Below are 18,000 nucleotides of genomic sequence, written 5' to 3'. Positions count from 1 at the left end.
CTTTGTTCGATCTTCGGCATAAGTCCGCGAGGTTCGGTCGAATCAGACTCTTGATTTGCCGCATGAGTGATCTTATTGTTCCCGCATGACCCCCCAGCCGGGCTCGGCTGCCGACGTCCTGACGCTCATCAGCGCCGGATCGGCGACCACCCGTTCCGATCTCGCGCGCCTCACCGGACTGGCCAGATCCACGATCTCCCAGCGGGTCGACGCGCTCATCGAGCGCGGCCTCGTCGAGGAGACCGAGAGCGGCGAGTCCACCGGCGGCCGTCCCCCGCGCCAGCTCCGCCTGCACACCGAGGAGCACGCCTTCGCCGGCGTCGACCTCGGCGCCACCCACTGCCGGGTCGCGCTCATGGACCTGACCGGCGGCCTGCTGGCCGAGTGCGAAGACCCGCTGGAGATCGGCGAGGGCCCCGACAAAGTGCTCGCCCACGTCGACCAGCGGCTCGACCGGCTGCTCGGCGAGGCCGGACGGCCCCGCGCCGCGCTGCGCGCCATGGGCATCGGCGTGCCCGGCCCGGTGGAGTTCGCCACCGGCCGCCCCAACAACCCGCCGATCATGCCCGGCTGGAACGACTACCCCGTCCCCGAATACTTCGACGGCATCCAGGTGCTGGTCGACAACGACGTCAACGTCATGGCGCTCGGCGAGCACCGCAACGCCTTCCCCGGCACCAGCCACCTGCTGTTCGTCAAGGTCGGCACCGGCATCGGCTGCGGCATCGTGGCCGACGGCAAACTCCACAGAGGGGCCCAGGGCTCGGCCGGCGACATCGGGCACATCCGCGTCAGCGGCCACGACGACGCCGGCTGCCGCTGCGGCAACAGCGCCTGCCTGGAGGCCGTGGCCGGCGGCGCCGCCATCGCCCGCCGGCTCGCCGAGCTGGGGCTGGCCGCCGAGACCGGCGCCGACGTCGTCGCGCTCGTCCAGGCGGGCAACACCCAGGCGCTGCGGCTGGTCAGGGAGGCCGGCCGGCTCATCGGCGAGGTGCTGGCCGGGCTGGTCAACTTCTTCAACCCCGAGGTCATCGTCATCGGCGGCGCGCTGTCCCGCGTCCACGAGCACCTCCTGGCCGGCGTCAGGGAGACCATCTACCGCCGGTCGCTGCCGCTGGCCACCCACCACCTGTCCATCACCCCGAGCCGCACCGGGATCAACGCCGCCGCTCTCGGCGCGGGCCTGCTCGCCATCGAGCACTACCTGTCACCGGACAACATCAACCGCATCGTCAACGCCTGAAGGGGACCCCCGATGCTGGTCATGAAGGGCATCGTCAAGCAGTTCCCCGGCGTGCGCGCGCTCGACGGGGTCGATCTCGACGTACGGGCGGGTGAGGTCCACTGCCTGCTCGGCCAGAACGGCGCGGGCAAATCCACCCTGATCAAGGTGCTGGCCGGCGTCCACCAGCCCGACGAGGGCACGATCGTCTTCAACGACGCGCCCGTCCGGCCCACCAGCCCCATCGACGCCATCCGGCTCGGCTTCGCCACCATCTACCAGGAACTCGACCTGGTCGACGGCCTCAGCGTCGCCGAGAACATCTTCCTCGGCCACGAGCACGCCCGCTTCGGGTTCGTCAACCGCCAGGCCGGCCGCCGGGCCGCCCGCGAGGTGCTGGAACGCCTCGGCCACGGCGAGATCCGCCCCTCCACCGAGGTCGGACGGCTCTCACCGGCCGCCAAACAGGTCGTCTCGATGGCCCGCGCCCTCTCCCACGACGCCCGCCTGATCATCATGGACGAGCCGTCGGCCGCCCTGGCCCACGACGAGGTCGCCAACCTGTTCCGCATCATCCGCGAGCTCACCGCCCAGGGCGTGGCCGTCGTCTACATCTCCCACCGGCTGGAGGAGATCCGCGAGATCGGCGACCGCGTCACCGTGCTCAAGGACGGGCGCACCGTCGCCGTCGGCCTGCCCGCCCGCGACACGCCCACCGCCCGCATCGTCTCCCTCATGACCGGCCGCAACGTCGAGTACGTCTTCCCGCCCCGCCCCACCCGGCCGCCCGGCGAGGAGGTGCTGCGCGTGGAGAACCTGACCGCGCCCGGCGTCTTCGCCGACGTCTCCTTCTCCGTGCGCGCCGGGGAGATCGTCGGACTGGCCGGGCTCGTCGGCAGCGGACGCTCCGAGATCCTGGAGGCCGTCTACGGAGCCCGGCCCGCCTCCGGCCGCGTCACGCTCGCCGGCCGCCCGGCCCGCCGCCGCGTGACCGGCGCCGTCCGGCAGGGCATGGGCCTGGCCCCCGAGGAACGCAAGGCCCAGGCCCTGCTGCTCGACCAGAGCGTCACCGCCAACATCACGCTCGGCACCCTGCCGCAGTTCGCCAGGTTCGGCTGGATCGACCGCGGCCGCGAGCGGGCCGAGGCCGCCCGCCTGGCCCAGCTCCTCGACATTCGCCCGCCCGACCCCGAACGCCCGATCAGGACCCTGTCGGGCGGCAACCAGCAGAAGGCCGTGCTCGCCCGCTGGCTGCTCGGCGGACGCAGACTGCTGCTGCTCGACGAGCCCACCCGCGGCGTCGACGTCGGCGCCCGCGCCGAGCTGTACGCCGTCATCCGCGACCTGGCCGACCAGGGCATCGGCGTGCTGCTGGTCTCCAGCGAGGTGCCCGAGGTGCTGGGGCTGGCCGACCGGGTGCTCGTGCTGCGCGAGGGCGCCGTCATCCACGAGGGCGAGGCGGCCGGCCTGGACGAGCACCGCGTACTGGACATGATCATGGATGGGAGGGCCGCGTGATGAGCGAGCCCATAGAGGCGCCCGAACGACCCGCCGCCGGGGTCACCCGGCCGAGACCGTCCCTGCTGAACGGGGTCGCCGAGATCCGCCACCTCGGCCTGCTGGGCGCGCTGGCGCTGCTCGTGGTCGTCGGCCTGGTCACCCGGTTCGACAACTTCGCCACCACCTCCAACCTGGTCAGCATCCTGGCCCTGGCCGCCACGATCGGCGTGATCACCGTCGGGGCCACGTTCGTGATCATCGGCGGCGGCATCGACCTGTCCGTCGGCGCCGTCATGGCCCTCGCCTCCGTCTGGGCGACCACGCTGGCCACCCAGTCGTACGGGCCGGTGGTGATGGCCGTCTGCGCGATCCTCGTCGGCACCGGGGCCGGGCTGGTCAACGGGCTGCTGATCGCCTACGGGCGGATGGTGCCGTTCATCGCCACCCTGGCCATGCTGGTGGCCGCCCGCGGCCTGGCCCAGCGCATGTCCGACAGGAAGACGCAGCTCATCCAGGTCGAGGGCATCGTGCAGCTGTCCACCACGCGGCTGCTCGGCATCCCGCTGCTGGTCTACGTGTTCGCCCTGGTCGTGGTGCTGGGGTGGATCGTCCTGAACCGCACCACGTTCGGCCGCCGCACGTACGCGGTCGGGGGCAACCCCGAGGCGGCCAGGCTGGCCGGCATCGACGTACGCAGGCACACGATGCTCCTGTACGCCCTGTCCGGCTTCTGCTGCGGCGTCGCCGCGATCCTCATCATGGCCCGTACGACGACAGGCTCGTCCACCCACGGCGACCTGTACGAGCTCGACGCCATCGCCGCCGTCATCATCGGCGGCACCCTGCTCACCGGAGGCCGGGGCACGATCATCGGCTCGATCCTGGGCCTGCTGATCTTCACCCTCATCACGAACCTGTTCATCCTCAACGGGCTCAACACCAGCGACCAGCTGATCGCCAAGGGCCTGATCATCGTCGTCGCCGTCCTTCTCCAGCGGCGGAACCTGAAAGCGAGAGCATCATGAGTGAGAACGTCGCGCGCAGGGGATTCCTCGTCGGCGGGGCCGTGCTGTTAGCGGCGGGTTGCACCAGCAACGAGCCGGCGGCCGCTCCCTCGTCGGCGGCGCCCGCGCCCGCCCCCGCCGCGAGCGGCAACGACGAACCCGGCCAGAAGGTGACGATCGGCTTCTCCGCGCCGGCCGCCGACCACGGCTGGATCGCGGCCATCGCCAAGAACGCCGAGAGCGCGGCCAAGCAGTACGGCGACGTCGACTTCAAGGCCGTCGAGCCGACCAACGACATCAACCAGCAGATCTCCGCCGTCGAGTCGCTGATCGCGGCCAAGGTGAACGCCCTGGTCATCCTGCCGAACGACGGCCAGCAGCTGAACCAGGTCGCGCTGCAGGCGACGCAGGCGGGCATCCCGGTCATCAACCTCGACCGGGTGTTCCCCGACAAGCTGGCCTACCGGACGTGGATCGGCGGCGACAACTACGGCATGGGCGTCGCGGCCGGGCACTACATCGGCAAGCAGCTCAAGGACAAGGGCGTCGCGAACCCGGTGATCGTCGAGATCCAGGGCATCGCCACGCTGCCGCTGACCCAGGACCGCAGCAAGGGCTTCGCCGACGCGCTGAAGACGTACGGGTTCAGCGTCACGGCCAAGCAGGACGCCAAGTTCACCGTCGAGACCGGCAACCAGGTGGCGACGTCGCTGCTGCAGGCGCACAAGAAGATCGACGCCCTGTGGAACCACGACGATGACCAGGGCGTCGGCGTGCTGGCCGCCATCAAGGAGGCGAACCGGGACGAGTTCATCATGGTGGGCGGCGCCGGCTCGCTGAACGCCATGAAGGAGATCCAGGCCGGCACGTCGGTGCTCAAGGCCACCGTCACCTACAGCCCCACGATGGCCTCCTCGGCCGTCAGGCTCGCCAGGTTGATCGCGCAGGGCAAGGGCATGAGTGACCTCGTGGAGAACCAGGTTCCCCAGTCGATCACCCTCGCGTCCGAGACGATCACCAAGGAGAACGTCGACAAGTATCTGGCGCTCGGATTCGAATCCTGATCGGGGGTTGCATGTCAGACAAGACCACCATCGGCGTGGGCATGATCGGCTACGCGTTCATGGGCCGCGTCCACTCCCAGGCCTGGCGGAGCGTCGGCGCGTTCTTCGACCTGCCGCTCGCGCCGCGCATGGCGGTGCTGGCGGGCCGGTCGAAGGAGCAGACCGCCGCCGCGGCGGCCCGGCTCGGCTGGGCCGACGTCGAGACGGACTGGCGGGAGCTCGTCCGGCGGGACGACGTGCAGATCGTCGACATCTGCACGCCGGGCGACTCGCACGCCGAGATCGCGATCGCCGCGTTGCGCGCCGGCAAGCACGTGATCTGTGAGAAACCGCTGGCCAACACCGTCGCCGAGGCCGAGGCCATGGTCGCGGCGGCGGCCGCGGCGCCGGGCAGGAGCATGGTGGCCTTCAACTACCGGCGGGTCCCGGCGGTCGCCCTGGCCCGCCGGTACGTCGAGGAGGGCAGGCTCGGCGAGATCCGGCACGTACGCGCCCAGTACCTCCAGGACTGGATCGTGGACCCGGAGTTCCCGCTGGTGTGGCGGTTGCAGAAGGACAAGGCGGGCGCGGGGGCGCTCGGCGACATCGGCTCGCACATCGTGGACGCCGCCGAGTTCGTCACCGGCCAGCGCGTGGCGGGGGTGTCGGGGCTGACGGAGACGTTCGTCAAGGAGCGTCCGCTGGCGGGGGAGTCGGCGGGGCTGGGCGGGTCCCGTACGGAGGAGCGGGGGGCGGTCACCGTCGACGACGCCGCGCTGTTCATCGGCCGGATGTCGGGCGGCGCGCTGGCCTCCTTCGAGGCCACCAGGTTCGCGACCGGGCGCAAGAACGCGATGCGCATCGAGGTCAACGGCCAGCTCGGCAGCCTGGCGTTCGACTTCGAGTCCATGAACGAGCTGTGGTTCAGCGAGGGCGGGGGCGGGTTCGAGCGGATCCTGGTGACCGAGCCCGACCATCCCTACGTGGGGGCGTGGTGGCCGCCGGGGCACGGGCTCGGCTACGAGCACACCTTCACCCACGAGATCAAGGACTTCCTGGAGGCCGTCGCGACCGGCGCCGACCCTTCGCCGTCGTTCGCCGACGGGCTGCGGGTGCAGCGCGTGCTGGCGGCGGTGGAGGCGAGCGCGGCCGACGGCGGCCGGTACACCCCTGTGGAGGACTGATGAGACCAGTAACGCTGTTCACCGGGCAGTGGGCGGACCTGCCGTTCGAGGAGGTGTGCAGGCTGGCGGCCGAATGGGGCTACGACGGCCTGGAGATCGCCTGCTCGGGCGACCACTTCGACGTGGCGCAGGCGGTGGCGGACCCGTCGTACGTGGAGCAGAAGCGCGCCCAGCTCGACAAGCACGGCCTGAAGGTGTGGACGATCTCCAACCACCTCGTCGGCCAGGCCGTCTGCGACCATCCGATCGACGAGCGGCACAAGGCGATCCTGCCGGCGCGCATCTGGGGCTCGGGCGACCCGGAGTCGGTGCGGCGGGCCGCGGCCGAGGACATGAAGGACACCGCGCGGGCGGCGGCGGCGCTCGGCGTGGACACGGTGGTGGGGTTCACCGGGTCGTCGATCTGGCACACCGTGGCCATGTTCCCGCCGGTGCCGGCGTCGATGGTGGAGGCCGGCTACCAGGACTTCGCCGACCGCTGGAACCCGATCCTCGACGTGTTCGACGAGGTCGGGGTGCGCTTCGCGCACGAGATCCACCCGAGCGAGATCGCCTACGACTACTACACGACGCAGCGGACGCTGGAGGCGATCGGGCATCGTCCGGCGTTCGGGCTGAACTGGGACCCGTCGCACATGGTGTGGCAGGACCTCGACCCGGTGGCGTTCATCCTCGACTTCAAGGACCGGATCTACCACGTCGACTGCAAGGACACCCGGGTCCGGATCGGCGACGGGCGCAAGGGGCGGCTGTCGTCGCACCTGCCCTGGGCGGACATGCGCCGGGGATGGGACTTCGTCTCCACCGGGCGCGGTGACGTGCCCTGGGAGGACTGCTTCCGGGCGCTCAACTCGATCGGGTACGACGGGCCGATCTCGATCGAGTGGGAGGACGCGGGGATGGACCGGCTGGACGGCGCCCGCGAGGCGCTGGGGTACATCCGGCGGCTGAACTCCATCACGCCGCCCGCCACGGCCTTCGACGCGGCCTTCTCCACCACGTAGGACCACGTAGGGCCACGTTGGGCCCGCTGGTCACGGGCCGGGCGACCGCGCGTCCGGCCCGTGCCGGGCGTCCGGGGCGGGCCGGCGGGCGGTCATCAGCCCGACGATCATGATCAGCCCGCAGACGAGGAACGGCCAGCCGTACGGCCGTCGTGGCGCCCAGCCGTCGAAGGTGGTCGCCACCCCCACCAGCGTGACGGCCGCCGCCGCGAGCCACCCGAGTGCCCGCCCGGCCACCCGGGCGCGCAGCCACGCCAGCAGGATCGCCAGGACGATCCCCGGCCAGGCCATGAGGACGAAGTCCCAGACGTGGGCGGGCCCCGGCGCGTGAGCGCGGAGCGCGCCGTTCAGCGGGCCGGCGGCAAGGTAGAGCGGGAAAGCCATGACGGCCATGGCCAGGTCGCCGTACATGCCGTCGCCCAGGCGGCCGTCCTGGGTCAGCCAGGTCAGCGTCAGCACCGCGGCGGCGTACGCGCATGCCGCCGACAGTCTCTGGACCCTGGCGATGGCTGCGATCATCGGACGCCTTCCCCTGCCACGTCACCGCTCCGGCGGTCCCACGGTAGAGCGCCCGGCGGGCCGTGGCCGGGCCCATGGGAAACCCTTGCCGGAACCGGTCAGGACCCCCGCGGAGCGGGTGGCGGGCCGTCACCGTCCTTGGCGCACGCCGGCGCCTCCGCCGCCGCGCCGCCGGGGTCCTGCGGGACGCCCAGCTCGACGCAGCAGTGACCCGGCCGCGGGATCAGGGTGGCCTGGACGGCCGGGGCGTCGAGGCCGTCGAGGAACCCGGCCAGGAACGCGTGGTTGATGCCGCAGACCAGCTCGGGGGCCTTGGCGGCCAGGGGATGGAAGGGGCAGTTGCGCAGCCGGACCAGGGTCGGCGTGTCGCGGCTGGGCTCGAAACCGTGGCGTTCCAGGACCTGCTGGGCGCAGGTCAGGGCGCGCTCGGGGCCGAGCCGGGCGCCGCGCAACCCGGCGCGTTCGGTGTGGCCGAGGTCGTGGCCGCGCTCGCGGGCCAGGCGGCGGGCCGCCTGACCGGCGCTCTCGCCGGGCGTCTCGGCCAGCACGGCGTCGAGCAGGATGTCGGCGAGCAGGACGGGTTCGCGCCGGGGGATGCTGACCTGGACGTCGAGGTCGGAGGGTTCGTACACCTTGGGGGCGCGGCCGACGCGGCGCAGCCCGCCCGGCTGTTCGTAGCGGGTGGCGAGCAGCCCGGCGTCCACCAGCTTGTCCAGGTGGAAGGCGGCGAGCTTGCGGGAGATCCCGACGCTCTGGGCCGCCTCGTCGCGGGTGACGGCCCGCCCGGCGCGGCGGATGAACTCGTACATGCTGCGGCGCAGGTCGTCGCTGAGCGCGGCGACCGCCGCGAGGCTCGTGGAGTCGGACGTCACGCATCCACCTTAACGCCTAGAAAACTTGTGAATCATCTGAAGCCATGCCTTTGTGCTGGGGAGGTTGACGCCGCCGCCGAATATGACAAAGACTTGTTGGTGAAATAGGAGGTGGGTCATGGACGAGCTGACCGGCCGGGCCAAGCGGCCGGTGACGGCGCTGGCGGGCCCGTACGGGCATCCGGCGCACCCGATCCTGGTCACGGTGCCGATCGGGGCATGGGTGGCCAGCCTGGTCTTCGACGTCGCCTCCCACGTGGTGTCGCCGGGCGGCTTCCTGGCGCAGGGGTCGGTCTGGCTGATCGCCCTCGGCGGCCTCGGCGCGCTGGCCGCCGCCTGCGTCGGGTTCCTGGACCTGTTCGCCATCCCGCCCCGCACGCCCGCCTTCCGCACCGGTCTGGTGCACATGGCGCTCAACCTGGCGGTCACCGCCGGATACGCGGCCGGGTTCGCCTGGCGGCTGGGCGCCGGGCCGCCGGGGCCCGTGCCGGTGGGGCAGATCGTGCTGTCGGCGGTGTGCCTGGCCGTGCTCGGGGGGTCGGGCTACCTGGGCGGCAAGCTCGCCTTCCGCTACGGCGTCCGGGTCGCCGGCGAGGACACCCAGGCCGAGGGGTTCACCACCACCCCGCCACGGTGAGGCGCCGCCTTCGGACACCCGCCTTCTGACATACGAACGGCTCATCCTGGAAAGAAGGAAGATCGTGGAGATCGCGGCACTGATCACCTGGCTCGTCACCGCCGTCGGCGGCTTCTCCATGCTCGGCACCTGGATCGCCCGCGGCGGCGTGGCCCAGCAGAAGGCCGGCGAGTCCCGGCTGCCCGCCCCGGTGCTCTTCGGGCACTTCCTGGTCGCGGTGGTGGCGGGTCACGGGCTGTTCGCGGTCGTGACCGTCGTCCTGGTGCTGCTCACCGCGCTCGGCGTGGGCGGGAGCTGACGTGCGCCGCGATCACCACGCCCTTTGCCCAGGAACAGGACAGAAAGAGGAGATCCGACCATGCCTGCACCCGCGACCATCGTGATCGCCGGCGGCGGCCTCGCCGCCGCCAAGGCCGCAGAGGCCCTGCGCGGCGAGGGCTTCGACGGCCGGCTCGTGCTGGTCGGCAGGGAGACGCACCTGCCGTACGAGCGGCCGCCGCTGTCCAAGGACTACCTCCAGGGCGCCGGCGAACGCGACAAGATCTTCGTCCACGACCGTTCCTGGTACGACGAGCACGACGTCGAGCTGCGGCTGGGCGTCGAGGTCACCGGCATCGACCCGGCCGGCCACCGGGTCACCCTGAGCGACGGCGAGCAGCTCGGCTACGACCGGCTGCTGCTGGCCACCGGCTCCCGGCCGCGCCGCCCGGACCTCCCCGGGGCCGACCGGCCCGAGGTGCTGTACTTGCGTACCGTCGACGACAGCGAACGCCTGCGCGCCACCCTGGCCGGCGCCGGTCGCGTCGCGATCCTCGGGGCCGGCTGGATCGGCCTGGAGGTGGCCGCCGCCGCCCGCGCCGCGGGGGCCGAGGTCACCGTGATCGAGACGGCGTCCGCGCCGCTGCTGCGCGTGCTGGGGCCGCACGTCGCCCAGGTGTTCACCGCGCTGCACCGCGAGCACGGCGTGAACTTCCTCTTCGACGCCCGTCCCGCCGAGATCACCGGCTCCGGGGTCCTGCTCGCCGACGGCGCCCACGTCGAGGCGGACGTCGTCGTGGCCGGCGTCGGCGCCGAACCGGACACCGACCTCGCGCGGGCCGCCGGGCTGACCGTCGAGGACGGCGTCAAGGTGGGGGCCGACCTGCGCACCTCCGACCCCGACATCTTCGCGGCCGGCGACATCGCCAACGCCTACCACCCGCTGCTGGGTCACCACGTCCGGGTCGAGCACTGGGCGAACGCGCTCAACCAGCCCGCCACCGCCGCCCGCGCGATGCTCGGCCGGGCCGGCGACTACGACAACCTGCCCTACTTCTTTACCGACCAGTACGACCTGGGCATGGAGTACGTCGGCCACGTCCCGCCCGGTCGCACGCCCGACGTCGTGGTCCGCGGCGACCTGGACGCCCGCGAGTTCATCGCCTTCTGGCTGGACGAGCAGGACAGGGTCCTGGCCGCGATGAACGTCAACATCTGGGACGTCACCGACCACACCCAGGCACTCATCCGGTCCCGCAAGCCCGTGGACCGAGCCGCGCTCGCCGACCCCGGCACCCCTCTCGACCAGCTCCTGCCCTCCTGACGCCGGAGGCGGCACGGGACGGTCGGTCCCGTGCCGCACCGGAGGAGGGTCAGCGCACGACGCGGCAGACCAGGGCGTCGGAGGCGCCGCGCAGCGCGGACATCACCACGTCCGTGGTGAGGAACTTGCAGGCCAGGTACGGGTCACCGGAGCCCGCGTACGTCATCGGGCCGGGGCCGCCGGTGTAGCAGCGCAGGCCGCCGGACTCGTAGAAGCCGATCCACGAGGACGAGCTGACCTTGGCGTGACAGTAGTCGCCGATCGAGACCGGCCCGAAGGTCACGTCCACGACGGCCGCCTGGGCGGGCGCGGCGAGGGCGAGCAGGCCGGCGGCGGCGAGGGAGAGCAGGGCGAGGCCGCGACGAAGCATGGATACTCCTTGGGGGGTGGTGGGCACTCAACCCGGAGTATCCGTTAGGAAACTTTCCTTAGCAATGCCTTGGCGGCGGGTGTGCGACCGGTCCGGCCGATCGCGGCCCGACCTGCCCGGGGCCGGAGAGCGGAAGCCCGTTCTCCGGCCCCGGGCCGGGGTCAGTCCATGATGACGATCTGGCGGAGCACCTCGCCGCCGCGCAGGGCCGCGACGGCGTCGTTCAGGTCGCCGAGCCGGATGCGGGCGCTGATCAGCGACTCCAGGTCGAGCTGTCCCGCCTTGTGGAGCTTGGCGAAGTAGGGGAAGTCGTGCCGCACGTCGGCCTCGCCGTACAGGCTGGACAGCAGTCTCTTGCCCTCGAACAGCAGGCTGAAGGCGGAGATGGAGACCATGTCGTCCACCGCGCCGGCGCCCACCACGATGACGTCGCCGCCCGCCCGGGTGAGCTGCCAGGCGCTCTGGATGGTCGCCGACTTGCCGACGACCTCGAAGCCGTAGTCGAAGCCGCTGCCGCCGGTCAGCTCGTTCAGGGCCTCGGGGACCTGCTCGGGCGTGATCGCGTGCGTCGCGCCGACCTTCTTGGCCAGGGCGTGCTTGGACTCCAGCGGGTCGACGGCGAGGATCGTCCTGGCGCCGGAGACGCGGGCGCCCTGGATGACCGACAGGCCCACGCCGCCGCAGCCGATCACCACGACCGTGGAGCCGGGACGCACCTTGGCGGTGTTGATCGCGGCGCCCACGCCGGTCGTGATGCCGCAGCCGATCAGCGCCGCCGCCTCCCACGACACGTCGTCGTCGATCTTGATCGCGCCCTGCCAGGGCACGATGACCTCCTCGGCCCAGGTGCCGCAGCCCGCCATGCCGAACGCCGTCGCGTTGTCGCCGCCGAAGCGGAAGTTGCCCTTGCTGAAGGACTCGATGACGTACTTCATGCACATGTACGGCTGCCCGCCCACGCACAGGTCACAGGACTGGCAGGCCGGCCGCCAGCTGATCACGACGTGGTCGCCCGGCGCGACCGAGGTGACGTGCTCGCCCACCTCGACCACCTCGCCCGCGCCCTCGTGGCCCGGGATCAGCGGCACCGGCTGCGGGAGCACGCCGGACATGGCCGACAGGTCCGAGTGGCACACGCCCGTGGCTCTGATCCGTACGCGGACATCGGTCGGCCCGACGGGGGCCAGGGTGATGTCGTCGCGGATGTCCAGCTTGTCGTTGCCTACGGCGTGCAGGATCGCGGCGCGCATGGGGTTCCTCCTCCGGCTACGGCTAGTCCTCTAGCGACAGGGCGGCTTTCGGGCAGGACCTGACCGCGCTGCGGACGCGGTCCTGCATCTCGGGGGGTGGTTCGGGGAGCAGGATGTGCAGCTGGTCGTCGTCGTCCACCTCGAAGACCTCGGGGGCGAGCCCCATGCACACGGCGTTGGCCTCGCAGACCAGTTCATCGACCTTGACCTTCATGTGAGCCTCCTGTGATCCCATGAGACCACTTTGGTGCGCTCGACGACGTAGGCGATGCGTTTTCTGCCGGTCTGCTCGACGTAGGGGGTGAGCAGGTCGTCCGGCACGCCCGGCGTCATCCTGCGCGCGATCATCATGCCGATGGCGAGCACCCGGTCCCGGTCGTCCACCTGCTCGGCCACGCCGTACACCAGGACGCCGCGGAGCTGGTCGTAGTCGTCGCCCGCCTCGACCAGGCAGCTCACCCGCGGGTCGCGGGCCAGGTTGCGGGCCTTCTGCGCCTTGCCGTACGTCCAGAAGGCGATGCGGCCCTCGTCCAGCCCGTAGAACATGGTCACCAGGTGCGGTGTCCCGTCGGGATTGATGGTCGCGAGCTGGACCTTGCGCGAACCCTCCAGGAACGCCGTGACCTCGTCGTCGGACATCGCGATGCGAGCGCGCTGATTCACGTGCCAAGTAGAACAGGTTGCAAAGAAGCACGGCAAGAGGTCCCTGGAATGTTGTTCGGTTCGGCTAGGGTGCATGCCTATGACGATGCCGCCGGAGCTGCTGCAGGCAGCGGAGCACGCCAAGGGATTCATGCCGCCGAAGGAGGGTCTGGCCCTGTTCGAGGCGGCCTGCCGGTACGGCGGCCTGGGGCCGCTCTGCGAGATCGGCACCTACTGCGGCAAGTCGGCGATCTACCTCGGCGCGGCGGCCCGGCACACCGGCTCGGTGGTCGTCACCGTCGACCACCACCGGGGCTCGGAGGAGATCCAGCCCGGCTGGGCCCACCACGACCCGGCCCTGATGGACCCGCGCTTCGGGCGGATGGACTCCCTGCCCTTCTTCCGCGCCGCCATCGCCGCCGCCGGGCTGGAGGAGGAGGTGATCGCCGTCGTCGGGCGGTCCGACCGGGTGGCCGGGTTGTGGAACACGCCGCTCGGCCTGCTCTTCATCGACGGCGGCCACTCCGAGGAGCCGGTGACCCGCGACTACGAGGGCTGGGCGCCGCACGTCATGGAGGGCGGCGCGCTGGTCTTCCACGACATCTATCCCGACCCGGCCGACGGCGGGCAGGCCCCCTACCGGGTCTACCTGCGGGCCCTTGAGTCGGGCGCCTTCCGCGAGGTGTCGGCCGAGGGCTCGCTGCGCGTGCTCGAACGCGTCGGCCGGGGCGTCTAGCGCCGGTGGCGGCGGTTCCACGACCGGCGGGTGTGTGCCTGCCAGCGCTGGAAGTCCTCGTGGGTGTGGGCGTCGTGGCCGAGGGCCAGCAGCGCCTGGTCGGTCCAGGCGGCCGCCTCGTCGGGCGCGGCGTCGGCCAGGATCGGCACGGCCAGCCGCGTGTGGTCCGGCAGCGCCCCCGACCGCAGCCGCGCCGTGACCGCGAAGGCGCAGCCCTGGGCCAGGTGGGCGCGGAAGCCGTCGGCGCCGGCGTGCTCGGTCAGCCACCACAGCTCGTCGCTGTCGGCGCCGCCCGTGTACGTGGCCGCGAACCCCACGCCGCTCCACAGGTCGGCCCGCCGGCTCGCCGGGAAGCCCGCGATGCGCGCGCCGACGTCGTCCGGCGAGGCGCAGTCGTGGTACCACAGCAGCCGGCCGAGGCCCTGGTCGAAGACCGCGCAGTGGGCGCGGGTGAGCAGGTCGGGCATGCTCCTGCGGCCCACCATGCGGTCCGCGCGCGACAGGCTCCACTGGAAGCCGAACCCGTCCACGGCCAGCCAGCGCATCAGCGGGTGCGCCCGCCGCGCGCCCCAGACCGGACGCAGCCGCAGCAGCGCGTAGCCGCGTCCGGCGCCGACGTACGCGGCGTGGCGGTGATGCTGGGCGGGGCCGGCCAGTAGCTCGTGAAGGCGCCGGCCCCGGGTCAAGGTGAGCAGGTCGAGCACGGTGCAGGCGGCCGCCGCGCCCTCGTGGCCGAACGGCCGCTGCTCGGGTGAGAGGTCTTCGATCTTCTCGACTTCCCGCGACATGACCGCGTTGAAGCCGAACACGTACGACTGCTCGGAATCCGTGAAGACCGTCCGGGGAGCGCCGGGGCGCAGCCGGAACCTGCGCCGGCCCAGATCGGACTCCGAAGGATCCTTGGCCAGAAACCTCCGCAGCCCCCTCGCCGGGGACAGTGTCGGCTCGATCCTGACCTGGTCCAAGAACGCTGTTGTGCCCGTGTCGCCCACGCTTCCCCCGAAGACGCCTCCTACGGCCAGACACGAAGCTAGTAACCCCATTGCGCCGTTCACCGGCGGCGCACCGGATGTCCCCGGCAAAGAACCCGCAAAAGCCCTTGCGCCGACGCCGCGCGGGATCAGCCGGGGGGCGCCGACCTGAACGACTGGCGCTCCACGCACCCGCACGCCTCCGGATCCGACACCGACGTGCCCGCGATGTCGCGGAACAGCCCGGAACCGGGGGACAGGCGCTGCAACGCGTCCGCGGCGAGGATGGCCGCGGCCGCGGTGTAGCCGGAGCGCTCGTGCGGGAAGTGCTTGCGGTTGACGAACTGCCAGCCGGTCCAGTACGAGCCGTCCTCGTGGCGCAGGTGCTGCACGTCGGCGAAGAGCGCGGCGGCCCGCGTACGGTCGCCCATGGCGTCCAGGGCCAGCACCAGCTCGCACGTCTCGGCCCCGGTCACCCACGGCTGGTCGGACACGCACCGGATGCCGAGCCCCGGCACCACGAACGTGGACCACTCGCGCTCCAGCAGCTCGAACGCCTGCCGCCCGCGCACCGCGCCGCCCAGCACCGGGTAGTACCAGTCCATCGAGAACCGGCTCTTGTCGGCGAACGCCTCCGGGTGCGCCGACAACACGTGGGCCAGCCGGTCGGCGGCCAGCTCCCAGTGCGGCTGCGGGTCGCCCAGGTGGTCGGCGAGCAGCACGCCGCAGCGCAGGCCCTGGTGGATCGAGGAGCACCCGGTCAGCAGCGCGTACGCCGCCGCGCGGCCGTGGGCGTCCCGCTCCCAGACGATCTCGCCCCGCTCGGTCTGCAGGCCCACCACGTAGTCGAGCGCGGCCTTGACCATGGGCCAGCGGCGCTCGGCGTGCTCGCGGTCGCCGGTGACGAGTAGGTGGTGCCAGACGCCGGCGGCGACGTAGGCGGCGTGGTTGGACTCGCCGCCCGCCTCGGTGGCCACGCCGTCCAGCAGCTTCATCGGCCAGGAGCCGTCGGGGCGCTGGTGGCGGGCCAGCCACTCCCAGCCGCGCCGCACCGGCTCGGTCAGCCCGGCCACGGACATGCCCATCAGGCACTCGACGTGGTTCCACGCGTCCACGTGCCCCTCGGGCCAGGGCACGCCGCCGTCGTCCTGCTGGATGGCCGCGATGCTGAGGGCCGTGCGGACGACCTCCTCGCGGGAGATCATGGCTTCTTGACGTAGAGGACCACGCTCTTGCCGATGAGCGGGTTGAGCAGCGCCTCGGCGATCCTGGTGGCGGCCGGGCGCTTCATGATGTCCCACACCAGCAGCTCGTGGTACGCCTTGGCGACCGGGTGGTCGTCGTTGTTGACGCCCACCGCGCACTTGATCCACCAGTACGGCGCGTGCAGGCCGTGGGCGTGGTGGTGCGGGCCGATCTCGAAGCCGACGGACTTGAGCTTGGCCGACAGCTCGGCCAGCGTGTAGATCCGCACGTGGCCGCCGGGGGCGGTGTGGTAGTCCTCGTCCAGGGCCCAGCAGATGCGCTCGGGCAGGAAGCTCGGCACGGTGATCGCCGCGGTGCCGCCCGGCTTGAGCACGCGGAAGATCTCCCGCATGGCGCTCATGTCGTCGGGGATGTGCTCCAGCACCTCGGCCGCGATGACCCGGTCGAAGCCGCCGTCCTCGAACGGCATGTCCAGCGCCGTGCCCTGGACGGTCTCGCCGGTCGCGCCCAGCGGCACCTCGCCCGCCTTGTCCATCGCCACGAACATGGCCGCCACGTTGTCCAGCTCGGCCTGGTCCATGTCGAAGGCGACGACGTCGGCGCCCTGGCGCAGCACCTCGAAGGCGTGCCTGCCGCCGCCGCAGCCCAGGTCGAGCACGCGCACGCCGGGGCCCACGGGGAGCCGGTCGAAGTCCACGGTCAGCACTTTGTCGCTTCTCCTTGATCAGCTCTTGGGGGCTTTGCGTTCGGGGGTCAGCGGCGGGCCTTGTGCGCCGCCATCGCCTCGCGGTACGCCTCGACCGTCCGCTTGGCGACGACGTGCCAGGTGTAGCGCTCCATGACCCGGTCGTAGCCGGCCCTGCCCACCCGCTCGCGCTCCTCGGGGGAGTCGTGCAGGCGGCGCAGCACGGCCGCCAGCTCCTCGGCGTCGCCCGGCGGGACCTGGACGGCCGCGTCGCCCACGACCTCGGGCAGCGCGCCCGTACGGCTGGCCACCAGGGGCGTGCCGCAGGCCATGTGCTCGACGGCGGGCAGCGAGAAGCCCTCGTACAGCGAGGGGACCACGGAGATCTCCGAGGTGGCGATCAGCTCGCCCAGCTCGTCGTCGGAGATGCCGTGCACGAAGCGCACCCGGTCCTGCAGCGACAGCTCCTGGACCAGCCGCTCGGTCGGGCCGCCGGGGGTGGGCTTGCTGACCACGGTCAGGTTCACGTCGCGTTCGGTGGCGAGCTTGGCGACCGCGCGCAGCAGCGTGGCCACGCCCTTCATCGGCGAGTCCGCGCTGGCCACCGCGACGATCGAGCCCTTGCGGCGGGGCTTGTCCGGGCGCGGGTGGAAGTAGCGGGTGTCCACGCCGAGCGGGATCAGCCGCATGTTGGCCTGCGGGACGTTGAAGTCCCGGTGGATGTCGGCCAGCGACGACTCGCTGACCGTGAGGATCGGGCTGAGCCTGGGGGCGACGCGGGACTGCATCTTCACGAACCCGTACCAGCGGCGCATGGTGAGCTTCTTGTAGCCCGTGGCGGCCTCCAGCTCGATCCGCCGGTCGACGCTGATCGGGTGGTGGATCGTCCCGACCACGGGGAACAGCTTCTGGATGCCGAGCAGGCCGTAGCCGAGGGTCTGGTTGTCCTGGACGACGTCGAAGTCGCCGACGCGCTTCTTCAGCTCGCGGTAGGCGCGCAGGGTGAAGGTGAGCGGCTCGGGGAAGCCGGCCGTCCACATGGTGCCGACCTCCAGGAGGTCGATCCAGTCGCGGTACTCGGCCAGCTTCGGGGTCCTGAAGGGGTCCTCGTCCCGGTAGAGGTCGAGGCTGGGCACCTCGCGCAGGACGACGCCCTCGTCCAGCTCGGGGTAGGGCGGTCCGGAGAACACCTCGACGTGGTGGCCGAGCGCGACCAGCTCACGGCTCAGGTGCCGGAGGTAGACGCCCTGCCCGCCGCAGGTGGGCTTGCTGCGATAGGACAGCAGCGCGATCCGCAGCGCCTCGCTCACGGACACCCCTTTCTCCGCCGGTAGGCCCATGTTTTCTGCGGTAAGGCCCCAAGAGGCGGGCGTGTACCGTGAAAGATGACCTTAGTCCGAGAAGGCTACCATTCGGTAGGTCACCTGGAATTGTTCACAACAGTCTCCACAGGCCGTGCGAACTGCGACATTAAGGTAACCGAGCGTGGTTCGGTGGAACAGGTTCTAGTGGGCTTTGGTGCTGCGTCCAGGCGCTTAGCTGTACATTCCCGTCCCAAAGGGACGCGGTGCGG

20 protein-coding genes are annotated in these 18,000 nt (G+C 71.6%); 10 read left to right on the top strand and 10 right to left on the bottom strand.

Translation table 11 applies throughout. The features are described from left to right. The first annotated feature begins 85 nt into the window (after window positions 1–85). Genes ACFYUV_RS23250 through ACFYUV_RS23225 form a run of 6 tightly spaced genes read left to right on the top strand, consistent with a single transcriptional unit; the run spans window position 86 to window position 6,957 of the window. A complete protein-coding gene (locus ACFYUV_RS23250; RefSeq protein WP_387671213.1) occupies window positions 86–1,243 on the top strand; it encodes an ROK family transcriptional regulator in 1,158 nt (385 codons plus the stop codon). 12 nt (window positions 1,244–1,255) lie between these two features. Beyond that, window positions 1,256–2,740 (top strand): sugar ABC transporter ATP-binding protein, encoded by a 1,485-nt coding sequence (locus tag ACFYUV_RS23245; protein ID WP_387671211.1) that lies wholly within the window; start codon window positions 1,256–1,258, stop codon window positions 2,738–2,740. Then, a complete protein-coding gene (locus ACFYUV_RS23240) occupies window positions 2,740–3,747 on the top strand; it encodes an ABC transporter permease (protein ID WP_387671209.1) in 1,008 nt (335 codons plus the stop codon). The genes ACFYUV_RS23245 and ACFYUV_RS23240 overlap by 1 nt, the downstream gene beginning before the upstream one ends. Next, entirely contained in the window at window positions 3,744–4,790 is a 1,047-nt protein-coding gene (locus ACFYUV_RS23235) for an ABC transporter substrate-binding protein (protein ID WP_387671207.1), read from the top strand. Before ACFYUV_RS23240 ends, ACFYUV_RS23235 begins: the two co-directional genes overlap by 4 nt. Before the next feature lie 11 nt (window positions 4,791–4,801). Beyond that, entirely contained in the window at window positions 4,802–5,953 is a 1,152-nt protein-coding gene (locus ACFYUV_RS23230; RefSeq protein WP_387671206.1) for a Gfo/Idh/MocA family protein, read from the top strand. Then, window positions 5,950–6,957 (top strand): sugar phosphate isomerase/epimerase family protein, encoded by a 1,008-nt coding sequence (locus tag ACFYUV_RS23225; RefSeq protein WP_352323548.1) that lies wholly within the window; start codon window positions 5,950–5,952, stop codon window positions 6,955–6,957. Before ACFYUV_RS23230 ends, ACFYUV_RS23225 begins: the two co-directional genes overlap by 4 nt. A gap of 30 nt (window positions 6,958–6,987) precedes the next feature. On the opposite strand, the gene ACFYUV_RS23220 is transcribed toward ACFYUV_RS23225, so the two are convergent. Next, window positions 6,988–7,476, bottom strand: coding sequence for a hypothetical protein (locus ACFYUV_RS23220; protein WP_387671204.1), 489 nt, complete (start codon window positions 7,474–7,476; stop codon window positions 6,988–6,990). 98 nt (window positions 7,477–7,574) lie between these two features. Then, window positions 7,575–8,348 (bottom strand): helix-turn-helix transcriptional regulator, encoded by a 774-nt coding sequence (locus ACFYUV_RS23215; protein ID WP_387671202.1) that lies wholly within the window; start codon window positions 8,346–8,348, stop codon window positions 7,575–7,577. A 118-nt stretch (window positions 8,349–8,466) separates the two neighbouring features. Here ACFYUV_RS23215 and ACFYUV_RS23210 point away from each other — a divergent pair, with 118 nt between their 5' ends. From ACFYUV_RS23210 to ACFYUV_RS23200, 3 genes are all read left to right on the top strand, one after another. Further along, window positions 8,467–8,985, top strand: coding sequence for a DUF2231 domain-containing protein (locus ACFYUV_RS23210; protein WP_387671200.1), 519 nt, complete (start codon window positions 8,467–8,469; stop codon window positions 8,983–8,985). 64 nt (window positions 8,986–9,049) lie between these two features. Continuing rightward, window positions 9,050–9,283: a hypothetical protein gene (locus ACFYUV_RS23205; protein ID WP_387671198.1), complete on the top strand. Its 234-nt coding sequence runs from the start codon at window positions 9,050–9,052 to the stop codon at window positions 9,281–9,283. A 60-nt stretch (window positions 9,284–9,343) separates the two neighbouring features. Next, window positions 9,344–10,567, top strand: coding sequence for an FAD-dependent oxidoreductase (locus ACFYUV_RS23200; protein ID WP_358288870.1), 1,224 nt, complete (start codon window positions 9,344–9,346; stop codon window positions 10,565–10,567). 49 nt (window positions 10,568–10,616) lie between these two features. On the opposite strand, the gene ACFYUV_RS23195 is transcribed toward ACFYUV_RS23200, so the two are convergent. The 4 genes from ACFYUV_RS23195 to ACFYUV_RS23180 all read right to left on the bottom strand — a co-directional run bounded on the left by ACFYUV_RS23195 (window position 10,617) and on the right by ACFYUV_RS23180 (window position 12,850). Beyond that, window positions 10,617–10,937, bottom strand: coding sequence for a hypothetical protein (locus ACFYUV_RS23195; RefSeq protein ID WP_387671196.1), 321 nt, complete (start codon window positions 10,935–10,937; stop codon window positions 10,617–10,619). A 161-nt stretch (window positions 10,938–11,098) separates the two neighbouring features. Further along, window positions 11,099–12,187, bottom strand: coding sequence for a Zn-dependent alcohol dehydrogenase (locus tag ACFYUV_RS23190; RefSeq protein ID WP_358288864.1), 1,089 nt, complete (start codon window positions 12,185–12,187; stop codon window positions 11,099–11,101). 22 nt (window positions 12,188–12,209) lie between these two features. Continuing rightward, window positions 12,210–12,401, bottom strand: a complete 192-nt coding sequence (locus tag ACFYUV_RS23185) for a ferredoxin (RefSeq protein ID WP_352324009.1) — start codon at window positions 12,399–12,401, stop codon at window positions 12,210–12,212. Continuing rightward, window positions 12,398–12,850: a pyridoxamine 5'-phosphate oxidase family protein gene (locus tag ACFYUV_RS23180; protein WP_352324010.1), complete on the bottom strand. Its 453-nt coding sequence runs from the start codon at window positions 12,848–12,850 to the stop codon at window positions 12,398–12,400. Before ACFYUV_RS23180 ends, ACFYUV_RS23185 begins: the two co-directional genes overlap by 4 nt. Before the next feature lie 85 nt (window positions 12,851–12,935). Between ACFYUV_RS23180 and ACFYUV_RS23175 the strand changes: the two genes are divergently transcribed. Next, entirely contained in the window at window positions 12,936–13,565 is a 630-nt protein-coding gene (locus ACFYUV_RS23175; RefSeq protein WP_387671307.1) for a class I SAM-dependent methyltransferase, read from the top strand. On the opposite strand, the gene ACFYUV_RS23170 is transcribed toward ACFYUV_RS23175, so the two are convergent. From ACFYUV_RS23170 to ACFYUV_RS23155, 4 genes are all read right to left on the bottom strand, one after another. Further along, complete coding sequence (locus tag ACFYUV_RS23170; protein ID WP_387671195.1) at window positions 13,562–14,530, bottom strand: DUF1702 family protein; 969 nt, start codon at window positions 14,528–14,530, stop codon at window positions 13,562–13,564. The two genes, ACFYUV_RS23175 and ACFYUV_RS23170, sit on opposite strands and share 4 nt — an antisense overlap. Before the next feature lie 155 nt (window positions 14,531–14,685). After that, window positions 14,686–15,741, bottom strand: coding sequence for a prenyltransferase (locus ACFYUV_RS23165; protein ID WP_387671193.1), 1,056 nt, complete (start codon window positions 15,739–15,741; stop codon window positions 14,686–14,688). Continuing rightward, entirely contained in the window at window positions 15,738–16,448 is a 711-nt protein-coding gene (locus tag ACFYUV_RS23160; RefSeq protein WP_364330739.1) for a methyltransferase domain-containing protein, read from the bottom strand. The genes ACFYUV_RS23165 and ACFYUV_RS23160 overlap by 4 nt, the downstream gene beginning before the upstream one ends. 47 nt (window positions 16,449–16,495) lie before the next feature. Continuing rightward, complete coding sequence (locus ACFYUV_RS23155) at window positions 16,496–17,767, bottom strand: glycosyltransferase family 4 protein (protein WP_387671191.1); 1,272 nt, start codon at window positions 17,765–17,767, stop codon at window positions 16,496–16,498. Window positions 17,768–18,000 lie beyond the last annotated feature (233 nt).

It is taken from the genome of Nonomuraea sp. NPDC003560 (assembly GCF_042878785.1).
In the GTDB taxonomy this organism is placed as follows: domain Bacteria; phylum Actinomycetota; class Actinomycetes; order Streptosporangiales; family Streptosporangiaceae; genus Nonomuraea.
This window is presented reverse-complemented; position numbering and strand designations above follow the sequence as displayed.